The 16610-nt window shown below is 63.1% G+C and carries 14 protein-coding genes; 4 read left to right on the forward strand and 10 right to left on the reverse strand.

The window, feature by feature from the left end:
• Positions 1-22: 22 nt before the first annotated feature.
• Together dnaJ and hrcA are read right to left on the reverse strand one after the other, a co-directional pair.
• Entirely contained in the window at positions 23-1174 is a 1152-nt protein-coding gene (gene dnaJ / locus BBBF_RS05055) for a molecular chaperone DnaJ (RefSeq protein ID WP_003813250.1), read from the reverse strand.
• 52 nt (positions 1175-1226) lie between these two features.
• Positions 1227-2483 carry a heat-inducible transcriptional repressor HrcA gene (gene hrcA, locus BBBF_RS05060; RefSeq protein ID WP_013389946.1) on the reverse strand — a complete coding sequence of 419 codons (1257 nt, stop codon included), beginning with the start codon at positions 2481-2483 and terminating at the stop codon, positions 1227-1229.
• A 346-nt stretch (positions 2484-2829) separates the two neighbouring features.
• Between hrcA and tkt the strand changes: the two genes are divergently transcribed.
• From tkt to brnQ, 4 genes are all read left to right on the forward strand, one after another.
• Positions 2830-4938: a transketolase gene (gene tkt, locus BBBF_RS05065; RefSeq protein ID WP_021648413.1), complete on the forward strand. Its 2109-nt coding sequence runs from the start codon at positions 2830-2832 to the stop codon at positions 4936-4938.
• 132 nt (positions 4939-5070) lie between these two features.
• Positions 5071-6174, forward strand: coding sequence for a transaldolase (tal, locus tag BBBF_RS05070; protein WP_021648412.1), 1104 nt, complete (start codon positions 5071-5073; stop codon positions 6172-6174).
• 242 nt (positions 6175-6416) lie between these two features.
• Entirely contained in the window at positions 6417-7229 is an 813-nt protein-coding gene (locus BBBF_RS05075) for a YoaK family protein (RefSeq protein ID WP_003819623.1), read from the forward strand.
• Between the two features lie 179 nt (positions 7230-7408).
• Positions 7409-8821 (forward strand): branched-chain amino acid transport system II carrier protein, encoded by a 1413-nt coding sequence (gene brnQ, locus BBBF_RS05080; RefSeq protein WP_003817484.1) that lies wholly within the window; start codon positions 7409-7411, stop codon positions 8819-8821.
• Between the two features lie 281 nt (positions 8822-9102).
• On the opposite strand, the gene BBBF_RS05085 is transcribed toward brnQ, so the two are convergent.
• The 8 genes from BBBF_RS05085 to whiA all read right to left on the reverse strand — a co-directional run bounded on the left by BBBF_RS05085 (position 9103) and on the right by whiA (position 16539).
• Positions 9103-9309 carry a hypothetical protein gene (locus BBBF_RS05085; RefSeq protein WP_003817485.1) on the reverse strand — a complete coding sequence of 69 codons (207 nt, stop codon included), beginning with the start codon at positions 9307-9309 and terminating at the stop codon, positions 9103-9105.
• A 391-nt stretch (positions 9310-9700) separates the two neighbouring features.
• A complete protein-coding gene (locus tag BBBF_RS05095) occupies positions 9701-11071 on the reverse strand; it encodes an MATE family efflux transporter (RefSeq protein ID WP_021648408.1) in 1371 nt (456 codons plus the stop codon).
• Positions 11068-11904 (reverse strand): HAD family hydrolase, encoded by an 837-nt coding sequence (locus BBBF_RS05100; protein ID WP_003813266.1) that lies wholly within the window; start codon positions 11902-11904, stop codon positions 11068-11070. Before BBBF_RS05100 ends, BBBF_RS05095 begins: the two co-directional genes overlap by 4 nt.
• Before the next feature lie 52 nt (positions 11905-11956).
• Positions 11957-12907 carry an L-lactate dehydrogenase gene (locus BBBF_RS05105; protein ID WP_021648407.1) on the reverse strand — a complete coding sequence of 317 codons (951 nt, stop codon included), beginning with the start codon at positions 12905-12907 and terminating at the stop codon, positions 11957-11959.
• 107 nt (positions 12908-13014) lie between these two features.
• Positions 13015-13263 carry a preprotein translocase subunit SecG gene (secG, locus tag BBBF_RS05110; RefSeq protein WP_003813271.1) on the reverse strand — a complete coding sequence of 83 codons (249 nt, stop codon included), beginning with the start codon at positions 13261-13263 and terminating at the stop codon, positions 13015-13017.
• 78 nt (positions 13264-13341) lie between these two features.
• Positions 13342-14136 (reverse strand): triose-phosphate isomerase, encoded by a 795-nt coding sequence (tpiA, locus tag BBBF_RS05115; protein WP_003813273.1) that lies wholly within the window; start codon positions 14134-14136, stop codon positions 13342-13344.
• Between the two features lie 68 nt (positions 14137-14204).
• Positions 14205-15410: a phosphoglycerate kinase gene (locus BBBF_RS05120; RefSeq protein ID WP_003813274.1), complete on the reverse strand. Its 1206-nt coding sequence runs from the start codon at positions 15408-15410 to the stop codon at positions 14205-14207.
• A gap of 157 nt (positions 15411-15567) precedes the next feature.
• On the reverse strand, positions 15568-16539 hold the full coding sequence (gene whiA, locus BBBF_RS05125; protein WP_003813277.1) for a DNA-binding protein WhiA: 972 nt from the start codon (positions 16537-16539) through the stop codon (positions 15568-15570).
• Positions 16540-16610: the final 71 nt, after the last annotated feature.

Consider the following 16610-nt stretch of genomic DNA (forward strand, 5'->3'; position numbering starts at 1 on the left):
GCATGGACGAGCATAGCCGAATTCAGCTCAGCGCGTCCTTCAACTTACTGAAAAACCCCTTGCGCTGGCTGCCGGTGGCGGGGCGCGAGCTCTGCGCGACGTGCGACGCCGAGGCGTCGTGGCTGGCCGCGAACTGCTCGATGAGCGAACGCTCCGAGTCGGTCAGCTTGGTCGGGATGTGCACGTTGACATGGGCGACGAGATCGCCGCGCTCGCCGGATTGGCGCAGCTTGGTGACGCCCAGGTTCTTCAGGACAATCGTCTCCTCGGGCTGGCATCCGGCCGGCACGGTCACCTTCTGCTTGCCGTCGAAGGTGTCGATCTCCATGTCGTGACCCAATGCGGCCCAGCTCATCGGCACCTGAATCCAGCAATGCAGGTCGTCGCCGCTGCGGGTGAAGCGCTTGTCGGCCTTGATGCGCACGTCGACGTACAAGTCGCCGGCCGCGCCGCCGCCTTCACCGACCTCGCCCTGATGGGCGAGGCGTATGCGCGATTCGTCCGCGATGCCAGCGGGAACCGAGATCCCCACCTCGCGCGATGTCCGGACGCGGCCGTGCCCCATGCAGGACGGGCAGGGGTCGGAGATCACCGTTCCGTGCCCCTCGCACCGCTCGCAGGGCGCGGAGGTCATCATCTGGCCGAGCATCGTGCGCACGACCTTCTGCCGGAACCCCTGGCCGTGGCAGTCCGGGCAGGTGGTGGGCTGAGAACCGTTGGCGGTGCCCGAGCCCCCGCACTGCTGGCACAGACCGAAAGTATTGATCTTGATGTGCGTGGTGCCGCCGAAGACCGCCGTCTTAAGATCGATGGTGGCGCTCGCCAGCGCGTCGCGACCCGGCTGGGTGCGGGGAACGGGGCCCTGCGAGCCGCCGCTGAACGCTCCTCCGAAGAACTGGCCGAAGATGTCGGACATGTCACCCATGCCGAATCCCGATGCGCCGCCGAATCCGCCCGCATTGGGGTCGTTGGGGTCCACGCCGGAATCGTACATGCGGCGCTTGTCGGGGTCGGAGAGCACCGCGTAGGCGTTGTTCACTTCCTTGAACTTGTCTTCGTATTCGGGGCCGGCGATATCGGGATGATACTTGCGGCTCATCTTGCGATACGCTTTTTTGATCTCATCGTCGCTGGCCGACTTGTCGACGCCCAGCACCTCGTAGTAATCTGCCACTGCTCGTTCTTTCTTGTTGGTGTTCGGGGAGCTATTGTGCCATAAGGCTCAGTCAGTTGCCGTCGCCGTCATCGTACGACGATATCGCACGGGTCAGGTACCGGGCCACGGCACGTACGGCGGCTATGGTCGCGGCATAGTCCATGTGCGTCGGTCCGATGGAGCCGACGAAGGCCACCGGCCCGCTGGATTCGCCCGACCCGCCCGACCCGCCGTCGAGAGATGGCATCGCGACGCTATCGCCATCGTCCATTTTGCCGGGCTCCGCGTCGGCGTCATCCGTTATGCGGAGCTCCCTCGCCATGCCGGTCTGAGCCGTATTGGCATGCGCCGCGCCGCCAAGCGCGGATCCACCGCCGTCTTCATGTCCCGCGTCCGATTCCGCCGGTTCCGTCCGGGATGCCGGCGAGTTTCCGTAGCCGCTGGTGACCACCGAAGCATGCAGCAATTCCGGCGTGTGCGTCTCCGAACCAATGGCTACACCGACCCCATAGGCGTCGGTGTCCTCCGAAAGCGCGCTCATGAGTTTCATCAGCACGATCTGCTCCTCCAGCGCGTCGAACAGCGGCGCCATGTCGGCGATGTCACGCCGATGGGCCAGGTGCGACGCGCCGGCCATATACAGTTCACTGGACCTTTCGTTGTCTCCCATCGCCTCGAACACCTGCGCCAGCCCTTCAAGCAGCGCAACGGATTCCCGCCGCGACGACTTGAGGGAACGGACCCGTTCGGCAGCCTGCGCGAAGGTGAGCCCGAGGCAGGCTCCGTTCACGACGGATCCCACGTCGGCGAGCGTGATATCCGTCGGCTGGGGCGACAGGGCGAGCGTATGCTGTGCGACGTTGCCGGCGTCGGTGATGACCACGATCAGCAGCAACGTGGATGAGACGGGGACGATCTGCACGCGCAGCACCTTCGCCTTGGCCGGGGACGGGGAGGCGACCACGGCCACCTGACCGGTTATGTGGGAAAGCAGTCTGGCCGCGCGCTGCAACGTGTCCTGCAGGCTGACGGATCCGGACAGGAACGCCGCGATTCCCTTGCGCTGCGCGTCGGAGAGGGGGACGACGGTGGACAGGCGGTCCACGAAGTACCGGTAGCCCTTCTCCGTCGGGATGCGGCCCGAGGACGTGTGGGGCTGGATGAGATACCCCTCTTCCTCGAGGGACGCCATGTCGTTGCGGATGGTCGCCGAGCTGACGCCGAGGTCGTGCTTCTTCGTCAGAGCGGCCGATCCTATCGGCTCCTGGGATCGAATGTAATCCTCCACGATGGCGCGAAGCACCACCATGCGTCGTGGTTGCGCCATGTCTCCTCCTGTTCTTCCCCGGCATTCACGCCTTCACGGCTTTCCCGTATTCACGACACGCCCGACACTCCCGGAGTGGGTCGGTCGAACGATGACGTACCCAGTATTAGCACTCTTTGCCCTTGAGTGCTAACGCGTTCGTTATCAGATGATTTCATGACGCAGCCGCCGGCATGAGTCAGTCACAAGTTGTGAGCGCTAACATAACATAATCTACCAAAACACGCCAAAAGCGAACCACTAAGTCTGTTCACAACGTTAGTATGGGATTGCAATGTGAGGGCATGCATGGCGCGGCATAAGCCGAAATGCGTGGTGCCCGAAGTATTGGAAGGAAAGTACATCCATGACCGAATTCAAGGAGACCGAGCTGGACGAGCGCGCCATCAACATGGCCAAGGTCCTGTCGGCCGACGCGGTTGAGAAGGATGGAAGCGGCCACCCCGGTTCCCCCGTCTCCCTGGCGCCCGTCGCCTACACCCTCTACCAGCATTTCATCAAGCATGATCCGAACGACCCCAACTGGGAAGGCCGCGATCGCTTCATCCTTTCTGGTGGCCACGCTTCGCTCACCCAGTACGTCCAGCTGTACTTCTCCGGCTACGGCGTCACTCTGGACGACCTCAAGCACTTCCGCGGCGGCGCGGACACCCGCACCCCGGGCCACCCCGAGTACGGTCTGACCCCAGGCATCGAAATGACCACCGGCCCGCTGGGTCAGGGCTTTGCCTCCGCCATCGGCTTCGCCTACGGCGAACGCTTCCAGCGCGGCCTGCTCGACCCGGAGACCCCGAAGGAAGAGTCCCCGTTCTACCACAAGATCTGGGCCATCTGCGGTGAAGGCGACATCGAGGAAGGCATCTCCGGCGAAGCCGCCGCTCTTGCCGCCAACCAGAAGCTCGGCAACATCACCGTAATCTTCGATGCCAACCGCATCCAGATCGAAGGCGACACCAACCTGGTGCTGGCCGAGGACGTGCTCAAGCGCTTCCAGGCCTACGGCTGGTACACCGACGAATTCAGCTTCATCCAGCCCGACGGCTCCTACAAGGAGGACATCGAGGGTCTGGCCGAGGTCATCGCCAAGGCCGAGAAGGCCGCGCCTGACCAGCCGAAGCTCATCAAGGTCCACTCCCTGATCGCATGGCCGACCCCGGGCAAGACCAACGACCCGTCCTCCCATGGCTCCAAGCTGGGCGCCGAAGCCGTCGCCGGCCTCAAGAAGCTGCTCGGTTACGACCCCGAAGAGTCCTTCCACGTTGACGAGGAAGCCCTCGCCCACGCCCGCAAGGTCGCAGAGCGCGGTCTGGAAGCCCACAAGGAATGGGACGAGAAGTTCGACGCCTGGCGCAAGGCCAACCCGGACAAGGCCGCCCTGTACGACCGTCTGAAGGCCGGCGAGCTGCCGGAAGGCTTCGACAAGGCCCTCGACGATCTTGAGGCCACCTTCGAGGTCGGCAAGAAGGTCGCCACCCGTGGCGCCTCCGGCTCCGTCCTCAACGCCATCGCGGCCGTCATGCCGGAACTGTGGGGTGGCTCCGCCGACCTCGGCGGCTCCAACAAGACCGACCTCAAGGGCGCTGCCACCTTCGCTCCTGCGGAGTGCGCCACCAAGCAGTGGCCGGTCTGCAACGAGTTCGGACGTCAGCTGCACTTCGGCGTGCGCGAGTTCACGATGGGCTGCATCACCAACGGCATCCTGCTGGGCTCCCACACCCGTCCGTTCGGCGGCACCTTCTTCATGTTCTCCGACTACGAGCGCTCCGCCGTCCGTCTGGCCGCCCTCATGGAGATCCCGAACCTGTACGTGTGGACGCACGACTCCGTCGCCGTCGGTGAGGACGGCCCGACCCACCAGCCGGTCGAGCACCTTGCCTCCTTCCGCGCCATCCCGCAGCTTGAGGTCATCCGCCCGGCTGACGCCTTCGAGACCGCCGAGGCCTACCGCTACTTCTTCGAGAAGAAGAACACGCTGCCCGGCGCCATGGTGCTGACCCGTCAGGGCGTCCCGGTGCTCGCCGAGACCGCCGCCAAGGCCAAGGACGGCGTGCGCAAGGGCGCTTACGTCCTGGTCGACACCGAGGGCACCCCGGACGTCATCCTCATGGCTTCCGGCTCCGAGGTCCAGTGGGCCGTCGACGCCGCGAAGACCCTGGCCGGTGAGGGCATCAAGGCTCGCGTCGTGTCCATGCCGTCCATGGAATGGTTCGAGGAGCAGGACGCCGAGTACAAGGAAGCTGTGCTTCCCGCTTCCGTCAAGGCCCGCGTGTCCGTCGAGGCCGGCGTGGCGATGCCGTGGTACAAGTACCTCGGCTCCTACGGCAAGCCCGTCTCCATCGAACAGTTCGGTCTGCAGGGCGATGGCGCGCAGAACATGATCGACCTCGGCATCACCGCCGAGCACGTGGTCGAGGCCGCCAAGGCGTCCATCGCGGAAGCCGAAGCCGCCAAGTGATCCATCGGGAGCCGCCCGCCGAGGCGAATACGCGTCGGGCGGCTCCCTCCCGGTCGGCACGGCCGACAAGCCCCTCGCGGGAGGGGCGCCATTGAAGATTTGTTCCATTACGGAATCAAAGGAGAAAACAATATGACTGAAGCAACTCAGCGCACGTCCGACAACGGCGTCTCGATCTGGCTGGACGACCTGTCCCGCACCCGTATCGAGTCCGGCTCCCTGCAGGAGCTCATCAAGGACAAGAACGTCGTCGGTGTGACCACCAACCCGTCCATCTTCCAGAAGGCTCTGAGCCAGGTCGGCCCGTACGACGCCCAGCTCAAGGAACTCGGCAAGGTCGACGTCGAGACCGCCGTGCGCGAGCTCACCACCACCGATGTGCGCAACGCCACCGACATCTTCCGCGAGATCGCCGAGGCCACCGACTTCGTCGACGGCCGTGTCTCCATCGAGGTCGACCCGCGTCTGGCCCACGACACCGAGAACACCGAGAAGCAGGCTGTCGAGCTGTGGGAGAAGGTCAACCGCCCGAACGCGATGATCAAGATCCCGGCGACCCTGGAAGGCCTGCCGGCCATCACCGCCACCCTCGCCAAGGGCATCTCCGTCAACGTCACCCTGATCTTCTCGCTGGAGCGCTACGAGCAGGTCATCGACGCCTACATCGAGGGCATCGCCCAGGCTGCCGCCAACGGCCACGACCTGAAGCACATCGGCTCCGTCGCCTCCTTCTTCGTCTCCCGCGTGGACACCGCGGTCGACAAGCTGCTTGAAGCCAACGGCTCCGATGAGGCCAAGGCCCTTGAGGGCAAGGCCGCTGTCGCCAACGCCCGCCTCGCCTACGAGCTCTTTGAGAAGAAGTTCGCCGCCGATCCTCGCTGGGCTGACCTGGCCGCCAAGGGCACCAAGGTCCAGCGTCCGCTGTGGGCCTCCACCGGCACCAAGAACGCCGCCTACTCCGACTGCAAGTACGTCGACGAGCTCGTTGCCAAGCACATCGTCAACACGATGCCCGAGAAGACCCTGAACGCTCTGGCCGATCACGGCAACGGCGCTCCGTCCATCGAGGGCACCTACGAGGAGTCCCACGCCGTCATCGACAAGCTGGCCGAGCTGGGCATCAACCTCAAGGACGTCACCGACAAGCTGGAGGCCGACGGTGTCGCCGCCTTCATCAAGTCCTGGGATTCCGTGCTGGCCGACGTGCAGTCCGGCATCGACCGCGTGAACGCCTGAGACCGACCGGTCAAGCGTGACATACGCCTGACCACATAATCGTGAGAAGCCCCCGACCCGATAACGGCCGGGGGCTTCTCACGTGATACACTGCTAGACCGCACACGAACGCCATGTCGAAACCGGGAAAGGCCGTGAATGACGCCCCTTCGTGTATCATGCCGAAGGGTATTTCTCTCGCCGCGAACATGCGCCAGCGCATCACTCAAGCAGAAACTACAAACAGAAGGACCGTCAACCACATGAACTTGCATCTGGCAGAGGCAGGACGCACGCTGATTCCCCGCAAGGATGACGAATACGGGCTGCTCTCCCCCGCCATGGTGCTGATGACGTTCATCGCCGGTCTGGTCGATGCACTGAGCTACTTGGCCTTGGGACATGTGTTCGTGGCGAACGTCACCGGCAACATCGTCTTCCTTGGCTTCGCGCTCGCCCACGCACAGGGGTTCGTCTGGTGGACATCGGCGCTGACATTGGTGTGCTTCGCCTTCGGCGCGTTCATCGGAGGCCGCATCATACGCCGGTTCGGAGAACACCGGGCCCGCCATCTGCTGATCTCGTCGATCGTGCAGGCCGCGTTCATCCTCGCCGCGCTGATCGGGCTGTACCTGCTGAACCACTATTCCGCGGAACCGGCTCTGGGCATGGGCAGTATACAGGTGTCATCGCAGCCGAGCCTCAACTTCCCCACCGCCCGCCACATCGACGTCCATCATCTGATGCTGATCGTGCTGATCGCCCCCGCGATGGGCATCCAGAACTCCACTGCCCGGCGGCTCGCGGTGCCCGACCTGCCGACGACCGTGCTGACGATGACCGTGACCGGCATCGTCGCCGACACATCCGCCCACGGCCATGAGATGTCAAAACTCGGCCGGCGCGCCGTCGCCGTATTGGCCATGTTTCTCGGAGCGCTGACGGGCGCGGCGCTACAGTCGAAAGGACATGAGGACATCATCCTCATGGTCGCTCTGGCTTGTCTGCTGGCCGTGATCGGCATGATGCTCGCGCACGCGCATTCCACGGCGGCATGGGCGACCGCCCGCCACTGACCTATTCCCCAACGCACAGCAATGTGTTAAACTGCGCTGCCATGGGCTTATCACGGGTCGGGCCACCCGACGCGGGTGGATTCATGCCGACCGCCGGGAACCGAGTCCGAAACAGGTGCCGAGAAGACAGGTGCCGAGAAGACAGGCGCCGAGCCGCCGCAACAGAAAGCAGTACCGTTATGGCAACGACTCCCATACCAACAGACATCAACACCGCCGAATCCGGCGGTCGGCGCCGTCTCCCGTTCTCCGGACGCCTCGTCATGGCGTTCACGTTCTTCTCGATGTTCTTCGGTGCGGGCAACCTCATCTTTCCCCCGTTCGTTGGGGCGCAGGCGGGCGCTGCCACCGTTCCCGCCATCATCGGGTTCATCGTCTCGGCGGTCGGCCTTCCGATTCTCGGCGTGCTCGCCGTCACGTTCGCGGGTGGCTTCGACGAGCTCGCCCGTCGTGTGTCCCCGGCGTTCGCCTCGCTGCTCGGCGTGGCGATCATGCTCACCATCGGCCCGTGCTTCGCCATCCCACGCACGGCGACCACGTCATACGAGATGATGGTGGCGCCATTCCTGCCCTCCCGCACTGGATGGGGCGGCTGGACGACGCAGCTGGCGTACTCGCTGGTGTTCTTCGCCGTGGCTTTCCTGCTGGCCCAGCATCCCGAGAAACTGTCGGCCGTGTTGGGACGGTTCATGGGGCCGCTGCTGTTGGCGTTCATCGCAGTGCTGTTCATAGCCTGCCTGGCGCATGGTGCGGTAACACCGACGCAACCGACAGGCGATTATGCGGTGCATCAGGCGTCCCGGGGCTTCCTGGACGGCTATCAAACCATGGATCTGCTAGCTGCTTTGTACTTCGGCATCGTGATTTCGGCGAACGTCCGCGCCATGCATGTCACCGACAACACGCTTATTCGTCGGGAGACCGCATACGCCGGTCTCGGCACCGGGATCCTGCTGATCGTGATCTATGCGGTGCTCGGCTATGTGGGTGTCGTGTCCGGGAGCATTGCCTCGGTCAATCCAGCGACCGATACAGGCGCGACCGTACTCACCAATCTCACGGCCTCGTTGTTCGGCACGTTCGGCATGGTATTTTTGGGCATCGTGTTCGTCATCGCCTGTCTGAATGTCTGCACGGGTCTGATCTGCACGTGCGCCACATACTTCCACACGCGATTCGCCACCGTCGCCGGTCGCCGCGTGAGCTATCGCGCATGGCAGGCACTGTTCACCGTGTTCAGTTTCGTGGTGTCCAACGCCGGACTCAGCATGATCATCAAGGTGTCCGTGCCCGTGCTCGCCGCATTGTATCCGATTGCCATCGTGTTGGTGACGCTCGCATTGACCCATCGAATCCTCGCCGCTCATTTTTCGCGCGTGTACTTCTGGATGGTACTGCTGGTGGCCATCGTGTCATTCGCCACATGTCTGGCGAGCATCGTCACGGTATTCGGCGGCTCCCTGCCATGGCTAGAGGCCATATTGAACATGCTGCCGCTGCAGCAATTCCAGCTGGGATGGATCATTCCGGCGCTGGCAGGCTTGCTCATCGGCGTGCTTGACAGTGCTGCACATTCGTCGTTCAAACGATGACCGACTGATTCGAGGGCTATCTTCGTTTCGAGGGGTTGATTGAGGCTCGCTCAGACATCTAACTGCGTTTCGAGGGGTTGGTGCCCGAGTATAAACACCATGGGAACCGCATGATTCCAATGCTGAACACCCCGATATACTCCGGGTACCGCATTCAGGCAACCCCTTGAAACGCAGATAGATGTTCCGGGACGCCGGAATCAACCCCTCAAAATCGAGATAGGAGATGGAACGGGCTAATGAGGCGCGTAGGACGACTGGGGTGGTCATCACAAACTACGCTACGGCGTCCGACACTCCTTGAAGGCCGTGTCATCGTATCGCCGGATACCTTGGGTCAGATTAGAGAGCTGATAGGCTCCATCGTCCGTTTTGGCGAGCAGGACAATGATCTTGGTCTCCGCACCATATTTCGCGATGAAATCGTCCTTGGCACCCGCTCCTTCGCATCCAAGATTGACGGTGACCGTGATATCACTACCTTCCACAGACCCCTTGAGACGCTTCCAGATTTCAGCGTCATGTCATACAGATCCTGTTGGTCGCCATCGGCTTGCTTCATCCTGTCAATCGTGGCAACGGTGACTATCCGATGCAGCGACGGCATCGCTGAGATTGCCGTACTGCACGCCGGCGTCACAGGCCACGGAAACGACCCGACCGCCGCATCCGGCAAAAACCAGTATCATGGCTAAGACCGCCAGTATTGCCGGAACCCGCATCCTCGTCTGATGATATGAACGCATCGTCATCATGTCTCCTTCGACATCAAGCCGGTGCTCGCCCGGTCCGGGCGCTCCCGCCTCCTTCCCATGACACCATTGCACGAACATGCCCCCCAATGAGCATTGGCAGCCGGCAATACGGCGGGCGCCGCCTTCACCGGTTCTTGGCATCATCCGCGATCCTGCCCCGTGTCAGCGAACGGTAGGTGACGTAGAACAGGATGCCCGCGACGATGCCGGAAGTCGCGTCGGAGATCGGCTCGGCGAGGAAGATGCCGGTCACTCCGATCCAGTGAGGTAGTGTCAGGGCGAGCGGCACCAGCATGATGATCTTGCGGAAGATCGCCAGGAACACGGACTGCTTGGCCTGCCCCATGCCGACGAGGGCGCACTGCGCGCCCATCTGGATGCCGAACACGCCCCATCCGGCGACGAAGACCGGCATCATGCGGGTCACGATGCCGATGACTTCCGGCGACGACGTGAACCATGCGGCGAACACGCTTGGGAATGCGGCAAGAAGCGACACCAGCACCGTGGCCGAAGTGATCTGCGCGATGAATGCCACGCGGATGGCCTGCCGCACGCGATCCATGCGCCGGGCACCGAAGTTGAACCCGATGATCGGCTGGATGCCCTGCTGGAAACCGTTGGTCAGCACACTGACCACCTGCATGAGCGAGGTGATGATGGTCATCGACGTGACATAGTCGTCACCGCCGTATCGTTGCAGCCCGACGTTGAACACCACGTTGATGAGGCATTCGGTGATCTGCATGATGAACGGCGCCAACCCGAGGGTCAGGATCGGCACGATGACTCGATTGAAGCGGATGTTGGACGGCCTCAACCGGATGGCGCTGCGCCCGGAGGCGAGGAACAGGATGATCCACACCGATGAGATCAACTGGGCGATCACGTTCGCGACGGCCGCGCCCTTTACGCCCCAGCCGAGCACGAAGATGAACACCGGGTCGAGGATGATGCTGGTGCCGGTGCCGATCAGCACCGAGGTCATCGCGATGGTGGTCTTGCCCTGCGCGGAGATGAAGTTGTTGAGTCCGAGTGTGAGCTGCACGAACACCGTGCCGACCAGGTAGATGGTGATGAAGTCGACCGCATATCCGATGTTGGCATCGCTGGCTCCGAAAGCGCGCAGCACCGGCTCCTTCGTCGCCTGCAGGATGACGGTGAGCGTCAGGGCGATGGCCACGAGGAACGCCGCGCTGGTGCCTAGGATGCGTTCGGCCTTCTTGAAATTGCCGCGACCCAGTTCGATGGACGCCCTCGGCGCGCCGCCCGCGCCGATCAGCGACGCGAACGCGGTGACGGCCAGCAGGATCGGGAAGCAGATGCCGACACCGGTCATCGCGGCGTCGCCGACCTCGGGGATATGCCCGATGAACAGTCGGTCGATGATGGTGTATGAGGCGTTCGCCGCCTGCGCGACGATGGTCGGAACCGACATCGTCAGGGCGAGCCGCGCGACCGGTTTCGTGCCGAGCCCGGAGCTGTCCGCCGTCATGCCAGCAGATGCCGTTCGATCCATTGCGCGACGCCGTCATCGTTGTTGGGCGGGCAGATCTCGTCGGCGATCTTGATGACCTCGGGGTTCGCGTTGGCGACCGCCACGCCCGTTTCCGATGTCGTCATCATGCCGATGTCGATAAGGTCATCGCCGAAACTGACGGTACCGTCGAGCCGCACGTCCATGCGCTCGCACAGCGTTTTCAACGCCTGCCGCTTGTTCGCCAGCGGATTCATCAGCATCCACATCGAGCCTTCGGAGATCGCCACGTCGAAATCGGGCGGAACCAGCGTCTTCAGATGTGCCCATTGCTCCGACTTGGGGAAGATAATGATCTTGTCGGCGATACCGTCGGGGACGTCGGTGAAATCGGTGAATTGCCAAGTCTGTGTCTTCCAGTACACGCTCACGTCGAAGTTCGTGTAGCGCACGTCATCCATGACGACGCCGAGGCTGAGGCCGGGTATCTCGTCGAGCAGATACCGGCACACCTCGCAGGCCCGTGCGGAGGAGAAGCCGACCTTCAGCAGATGCCCGTCGGAGGGGAGCCGCCCCGAGGTGAGCAGATCGTAATCGGAACGTTCGGGCGCGAAATCAATCAGGGCACCGTTGAGATAAATGTACGCGTCGACCGGCAACTTACCCGCGTACTCGAAGCCGGTGCTCACCGGACGGGCGGTCGCCACCGCGAACCGGTAACCGGCATCGTGCATGCGTTTGACTGTGTCAATGCTGCGCTGCGTGATAAACCGCTCCTCGAAGGTGGGGGCGTCATGCAGCAGCGTGCCGTCGAGGTCGGTGACGATGAGTCGCTGTTCAGGGTTGGTCATGGCGTTTCTCCGTAAAGCCTGTCAGGGGAAAAAGAATCGTGCCGGTCTGCGGCTACAGCAGCCCTTCGCAGTAGGAGCGGACCAGCTCCGCGGAATGATGCAGCTTGGCGAGCTCGTCGTCGGCAAGTTCCAGCTCGACAATCTCGTTGGCGCCGTTGGCACGCAGCTCGGTCGGCACGCCGAGGAACACGTCGCGTTCGCCGTATTCGCCGTCGAGCAGGGTCGATACCGGCACGATGCGGCGTTCGTCCCAAAGGATGGTCTGCACGATGCCGGCCACCGTCGAGGCGATGCCGAAGTTCGTGCCGCCCTTCGCCGCGACAATCTCGTTGCCTCGCGTACGGGTCTTCTCTTCGATCTCATGCGTGGAGACGGATGAGAATCGGTCGGCGTTGTCGCCCAGGAATCGCGCGAACGGCTTGCCGCCGAGCGAGACGGTCGACCATGCGGTGAACTGCGAATCGCCGTGCTCGCCCATCACGAAACCGCCGACGTTGCGCGGGTCCAGCCCGGTCTCCTCACCGATGATGGTCTTGAGACGCGAGGTGTCCAGCGCGGTTCCCGTGCCCAGCACCTGGGTGCGCGGCAGGCCGGAGCGTTTCCACGCGTACCATGCCATGACGTCGACCGGGTTGGAGACCATGACGATGACGCCGTTGAACCCGGATGCCATGACCCGGTCGACCACGTCGCCGACGAGTCCGATGGTGAAGCCGAGTTCGTCGAGTCGGGTTGAGTTGGCCGGTGGCTTGCGTCCGACGGTGATGACGACGATGTCGGCGTCCTTGCAGTCACCGTAGTCACCGTTGCGCACCTTGACGTGCCGGTCCTGGAATTCGCTGCCGTCATCGAGATCATGGCTTTCGCCGAGCGCCTTGCCGGCGGAATGATCGATGAGTACGAGCTCGTTGCACAGACCATGGGTGACGATGGCGAACGCCGCGGTGGATCCGACCTGCCCGGTGCCGACGATGACGACTTTGTTCCTGTTCATGGTGACCATGTCAGATGCTCCTCAAACGATATCCGATAAACGTTGCCCAATGAAATGAGCCATGATCAAGTGACCATGGCTCAACGTGCTGCATACAGTGCTTCAGCGAATCGCGCTCACACCAAGTTGAATTTTGTCATCAGACCGAGGGCGATGATGATGGCGACCCAGACCAGTGCGATGAAGATGGTCCAGCGGTTCAGGTTCTTCTCCGCGACACCAGACGTGCCGGCGTTCTGGGTCAGGCCACCGCCGAACATATCGGACAGACCGCCGCCCTTGCCCTTGTGCATGAGGATGAGCAGCGTCAGCAGGATGGACGCGATGACGACGATGATCTCAAGAACGATCTTCAGAATATGCACGGGGAAACCTCCATTAAACGTACTGTGTCATAGCATAGCGCAGGGCATTGAAAAACGTGCGGATATGCGCATGTTTCCCTATCGACGTGTCGCCTTGAGTGTCAACCGGGCGATCTTCGCCAATTCGTCGGGGTCGAGCGACGCGCCGCCGATCAGGAATCCGTCGACATCCGGCTCGCCGATCAGATGCGTCGCGTTCTTGGACGACACCGATCCGCCGTATAGGATGCGCACAGTATCGGCGACGGCGGGGCCGAACATCTCGCCGAGGTCGTCGCGGATGGCTTTGGCGGCCTGCTGGGCGGTGTCCGGAGTGGCGACCATGCCGGTGCCGATCGCCCAGACCGGCTCGTACGCGATGATGAGCTTCGCGGCCTCCTTGTCGGAAAGGTCACGGGTCACGTCATGCACCTGTCCGACGGCAAAGTCGAGCTCGATGCCCTGACGGCGTTCCTCGAAGCTTTCTCCGACGCACAGTATCGGCTGCATGCCGGCCGCCAATACGGCACGCACCTGATCGACGATGTTGACGTCGTCTTCGGGATGGTACTTGCGGCGTTCGGAATGCCCGACGATGACGTACGAGCAGCCGAGGTGCGCGATCATGTCAGCGGAGACATCGCCGGTGAACGCACCCTGTGTGGTCACCGACACGGCCTGCGCGCCGTAGCGGATCTTGAGCTTGTCGGCTTCGACCAGCACCTGGACGCTGCGCAGCGACGTGAACGACGGCATCAGGGCTATTTCGCAACGGGAGTAGTCGAAGCGTGCGTCACGAAGCAGCCATACGAGTTTCTGCACGAAATACGTGGCCTCAAGATGGTCGAGGTTCATCTTCCAATTGCCCGCGAGCAGCGGGATGCGTGACGCCATTGATGTCCTTTCCGTATGGAGCGGCTCCCCGGCGTCAAGCGCCCGGGGAGCCGAATTGCGGGTGAAGATCAGTCGAGGACCTTCAGCCCCGGCAGCTCCTTGCCCTCAAGGAACTCAAGGGAGGCGCCGCCACCGGTGGAGATGTGCGAGAAGCCGTCCTCCGGGAAGCCGAGGTTGCGCACGGCGGAGGCGGAGTCGCCACCACCGACGATGGTGAATGCGCCAGCCGCGGTCGCGTCGACGAGGCCCTGCGCCACGGCCTTGGTGCCGGCGGCGAACTCGGGAACCTCGAACACGCCCATCGGGCCATTCCACACGACGGTCTTGGAGTCGACGATCTTGTCGTGGAAGAGCTTCTGGGAATCCGGGCCGATGTCCAGGCCCATCTTGTCGGCCGGGATGGCATCGGCGGCAACGACCTCCGGGGCGACCGGGGTGTCACCGGCCGGGAAGCCGGCGTTGACGACCACGTCGGTCGGCAGCACGAGCTCGACGCCGTTCTTCTCGGCGGTAGCGATGTAGCCCTTGACCTTGTCGAGCTGGTCCTCTTCGAGCAGGGAGGTGCCGACCTCGTAGCCCTTGGCCTTGAGGAAGGTGAACACCATGCCGCCGCCGATGACCAGGCGGTTGGCCTTGTCGAGCAGGTTCTCGATCACGCCGAGCTTGTCGGAGACCTTGGAGCCGCCGAGCACGACGGTGAACGGGCGCTCCGGGTTCTCGGTGGCCTTGGACAGGGCCTTGACTTCCTTCTCGACCAGCTTGCCCGCGGCGGCCGGCAGATCGGCGGCCACATCGTAGTCGGAGCCCTGGGCGCGATGGACCACGCCGAAGCCGTCGGAGACGAAGACCTCGCCGAGGGCGGCGACCTTCTTGGCGTACGGGGCGCGCACGGTGGGATCCTTGCTGGTCTCCTCCGGGTTGAAGCGAACGTTCTCCAGCAGCACCACGTCGCCGTCGTTCATCGCGGCGACCTTGGCCTGGGCATCCTCGCCGTAGGTGTCCTTGGCCAGCGGGACCTCGACGCCGAGCAGCTCGCCCAGACGCTTGGCGACCGGGGCCAGAGACAGCTCAGGGACGACCTTGCCCTTCGGACGGCCGAGGTGGGCCATCAGGATGACCTTGGCGCCTTCTTCGCGAAGCGCCGTGATAGTCGGCAGCGCGGCCTTGATACGGCCATCATCGGTAATCGTGGTGCCGTCCAGCGGGACGTTGAAATCGGCGCGCATCAGAACGCGCTTGCCCTTGAGATCTCCGAGATCCTTGAGTGTCTTCATGTGTATCCTTTCCTATCCGCATATGCGAGGAATGGCCGGTTTTAGCCAATTCGAATATTACAAGCGGCACGGAACAAAACACCGCGCCCATAGCGAACATGGACGCGGTGCATGACGGGATTTGATTCCGGCGCTTCTCAGGAGCAGAGGGACGCCGTCAGCGTCCGACGGACGCGCCGGACTGTTCCCGGTCGCGGGTCTTCGCGGTCTTGTCGGCGAGCTGTAGCAGACGGCGGATGCGGCCTGCGATGGCATCTTTGGTGATGGGCGGGTCGGCGAGACGTCCGAGTTCCTCAAGGCTCGCATCCCCGTGCTCAAGGCGCAGCTGGCCCGCGGCACGAAGGTTTTCGGGGATGTCGTCGCCGAGAATCTCGAATGCGCGGCGCACTTTCTCGCTGGCTTCGGCAGCGGCCTTCGCGCTGCGGCGCATGTTGGCGTCGTCGAAGTTCGCCAGACGGTTCGCCTTGCCCCGTGCCTCGCCGTCGGTGCGCTTGCCTGTCCACTCCCTTGCTGAGTGCGGGGCGCCCATGAGGATGAGCATGCGCTCGATGGCGTCGGGGTCCTTGAGCGTGATACGCTCCGAACTGCGCAGCTGTCGGGGCTTCGCCGTGATGCCGAGCCTGCGTGCGGCGCCCGAAAGCGCGAGGGCGGCCTCGTTCGACGGGCAGATGATTTCAAGGAAGCCGGCTTTGCCCGGGTCGGAAAGAGCGCCATGAGCCAGGAAGGCTCCACGCCATGCGGCCTTCACCTGAGCGATGTTGCCGCTGATGATATCCGCGGGAAGTCCACGCACCAGACGCTTGCGCCGATCAAGGAGGCCGGTCTGCAATGCCAACGCTGCACCGCCGCGCTCCACGTGGATCATGTATCGCTGCACCGTGGCGCCGTTGGGCGTCGAGCGAGAAACCTGGGTCATGACCGCCTCATGCCCATACAGATCCCTGATGGTGTCCTGAAGCCACTGGGCGGCCTTGAGCGAGTCAAACTGCGCTTGAACGATGATCTGGCGCTGTACCAGCCGCAGCCCGCCGCCGAAACGAATCATAGCGGTCGCCTGCGCCTTTTTCGCCGCAGGCAATTCGTTATCGATTGCGGCCAGCTCGCTTTTGACATCATCCAGAAGAGCCAAGAGCCAACCTCCTATGTCCTGTTTCTTCTCAATGTTTCCCCGGCCTGCTGGGTTCTGCTCCCTGCACTGCC

Origin of the sequence: Bifidobacterium bifidum ATCC 29521 = JCM 1255 = DSM 20456 (assembly GCF_001025135.1) — a bacterium.
Lineage (GTDB): Bacteria > Actinomycetota > Actinomycetes > Actinomycetales > Bifidobacteriaceae > Bifidobacterium > Bifidobacterium bifidum.

Excerpts from the sequence above, each read along its gene's own strand:
- BBBF_RS05105 (WP_021648407.1), bottom strand. The coding sequence starts at position 12,907 with ATGGTCACCATGAACAGGAACAAAGTCGTCATCGTCGGCACCGGGCAG.
- BBBF_RS05095 (WP_021648408.1), bottom strand. The coding sequence starts at position 11,071 with ATGACGGCGGACAGCTCCGGGCTCGGCACGAAACCGGTCGCGCGGCTC.
- brnQ (WP_003817484.1), top strand. The coding sequence starts at position 7,409 with ATGGCAACGACTCCCATACCAACAGACATCAACACCGCCGAATCCGGC.
- tkt (WP_021648413.1), top strand. The coding sequence starts at position 2,830 with ATGACCGAATTCAAGGAGACCGAGCTGGACGAGCGCGCCATCAACATG.
- tal (WP_021648412.1), top strand. The coding sequence starts at position 5,071 with ATGACTGAAGCAACTCAGCGCACGTCCGACAACGGCGTCTCGATCTGG.
- hrcA (WP_013389946.1), bottom strand. The coding sequence starts at position 2,483 with ATGGCGCAACCACGACGCATGGTGGTGCTTCGCGCCATCGTGGAGGAT.
- BBBF_RS05100 (WP_003813266.1), bottom strand. The coding sequence starts at position 11,904 with ATGACCAACCCTGAACAGCGACTCATCGTCACCGACCTCGACGGCACG.
- BBBF_RS05120 (WP_003813274.1), bottom strand. The coding sequence starts at position 15,410 with ATGAAGACACTCAAGGATCTCGGAGATCTCAAGGGCAAGCGCGTTCTG.
- tpiA (WP_003813273.1), bottom strand. The coding sequence starts at position 14,136 with ATGGCGTCACGCATCCCGCTGCTCGCGGGCAATTGGAAGATGAACCTC.
- BBBF_RS05075 (WP_003819623.1), top strand. The coding sequence starts at position 6,417 with ATGAACTTGCATCTGGCAGAGGCAGGACGCACGCTGATTCCCCGCAAG.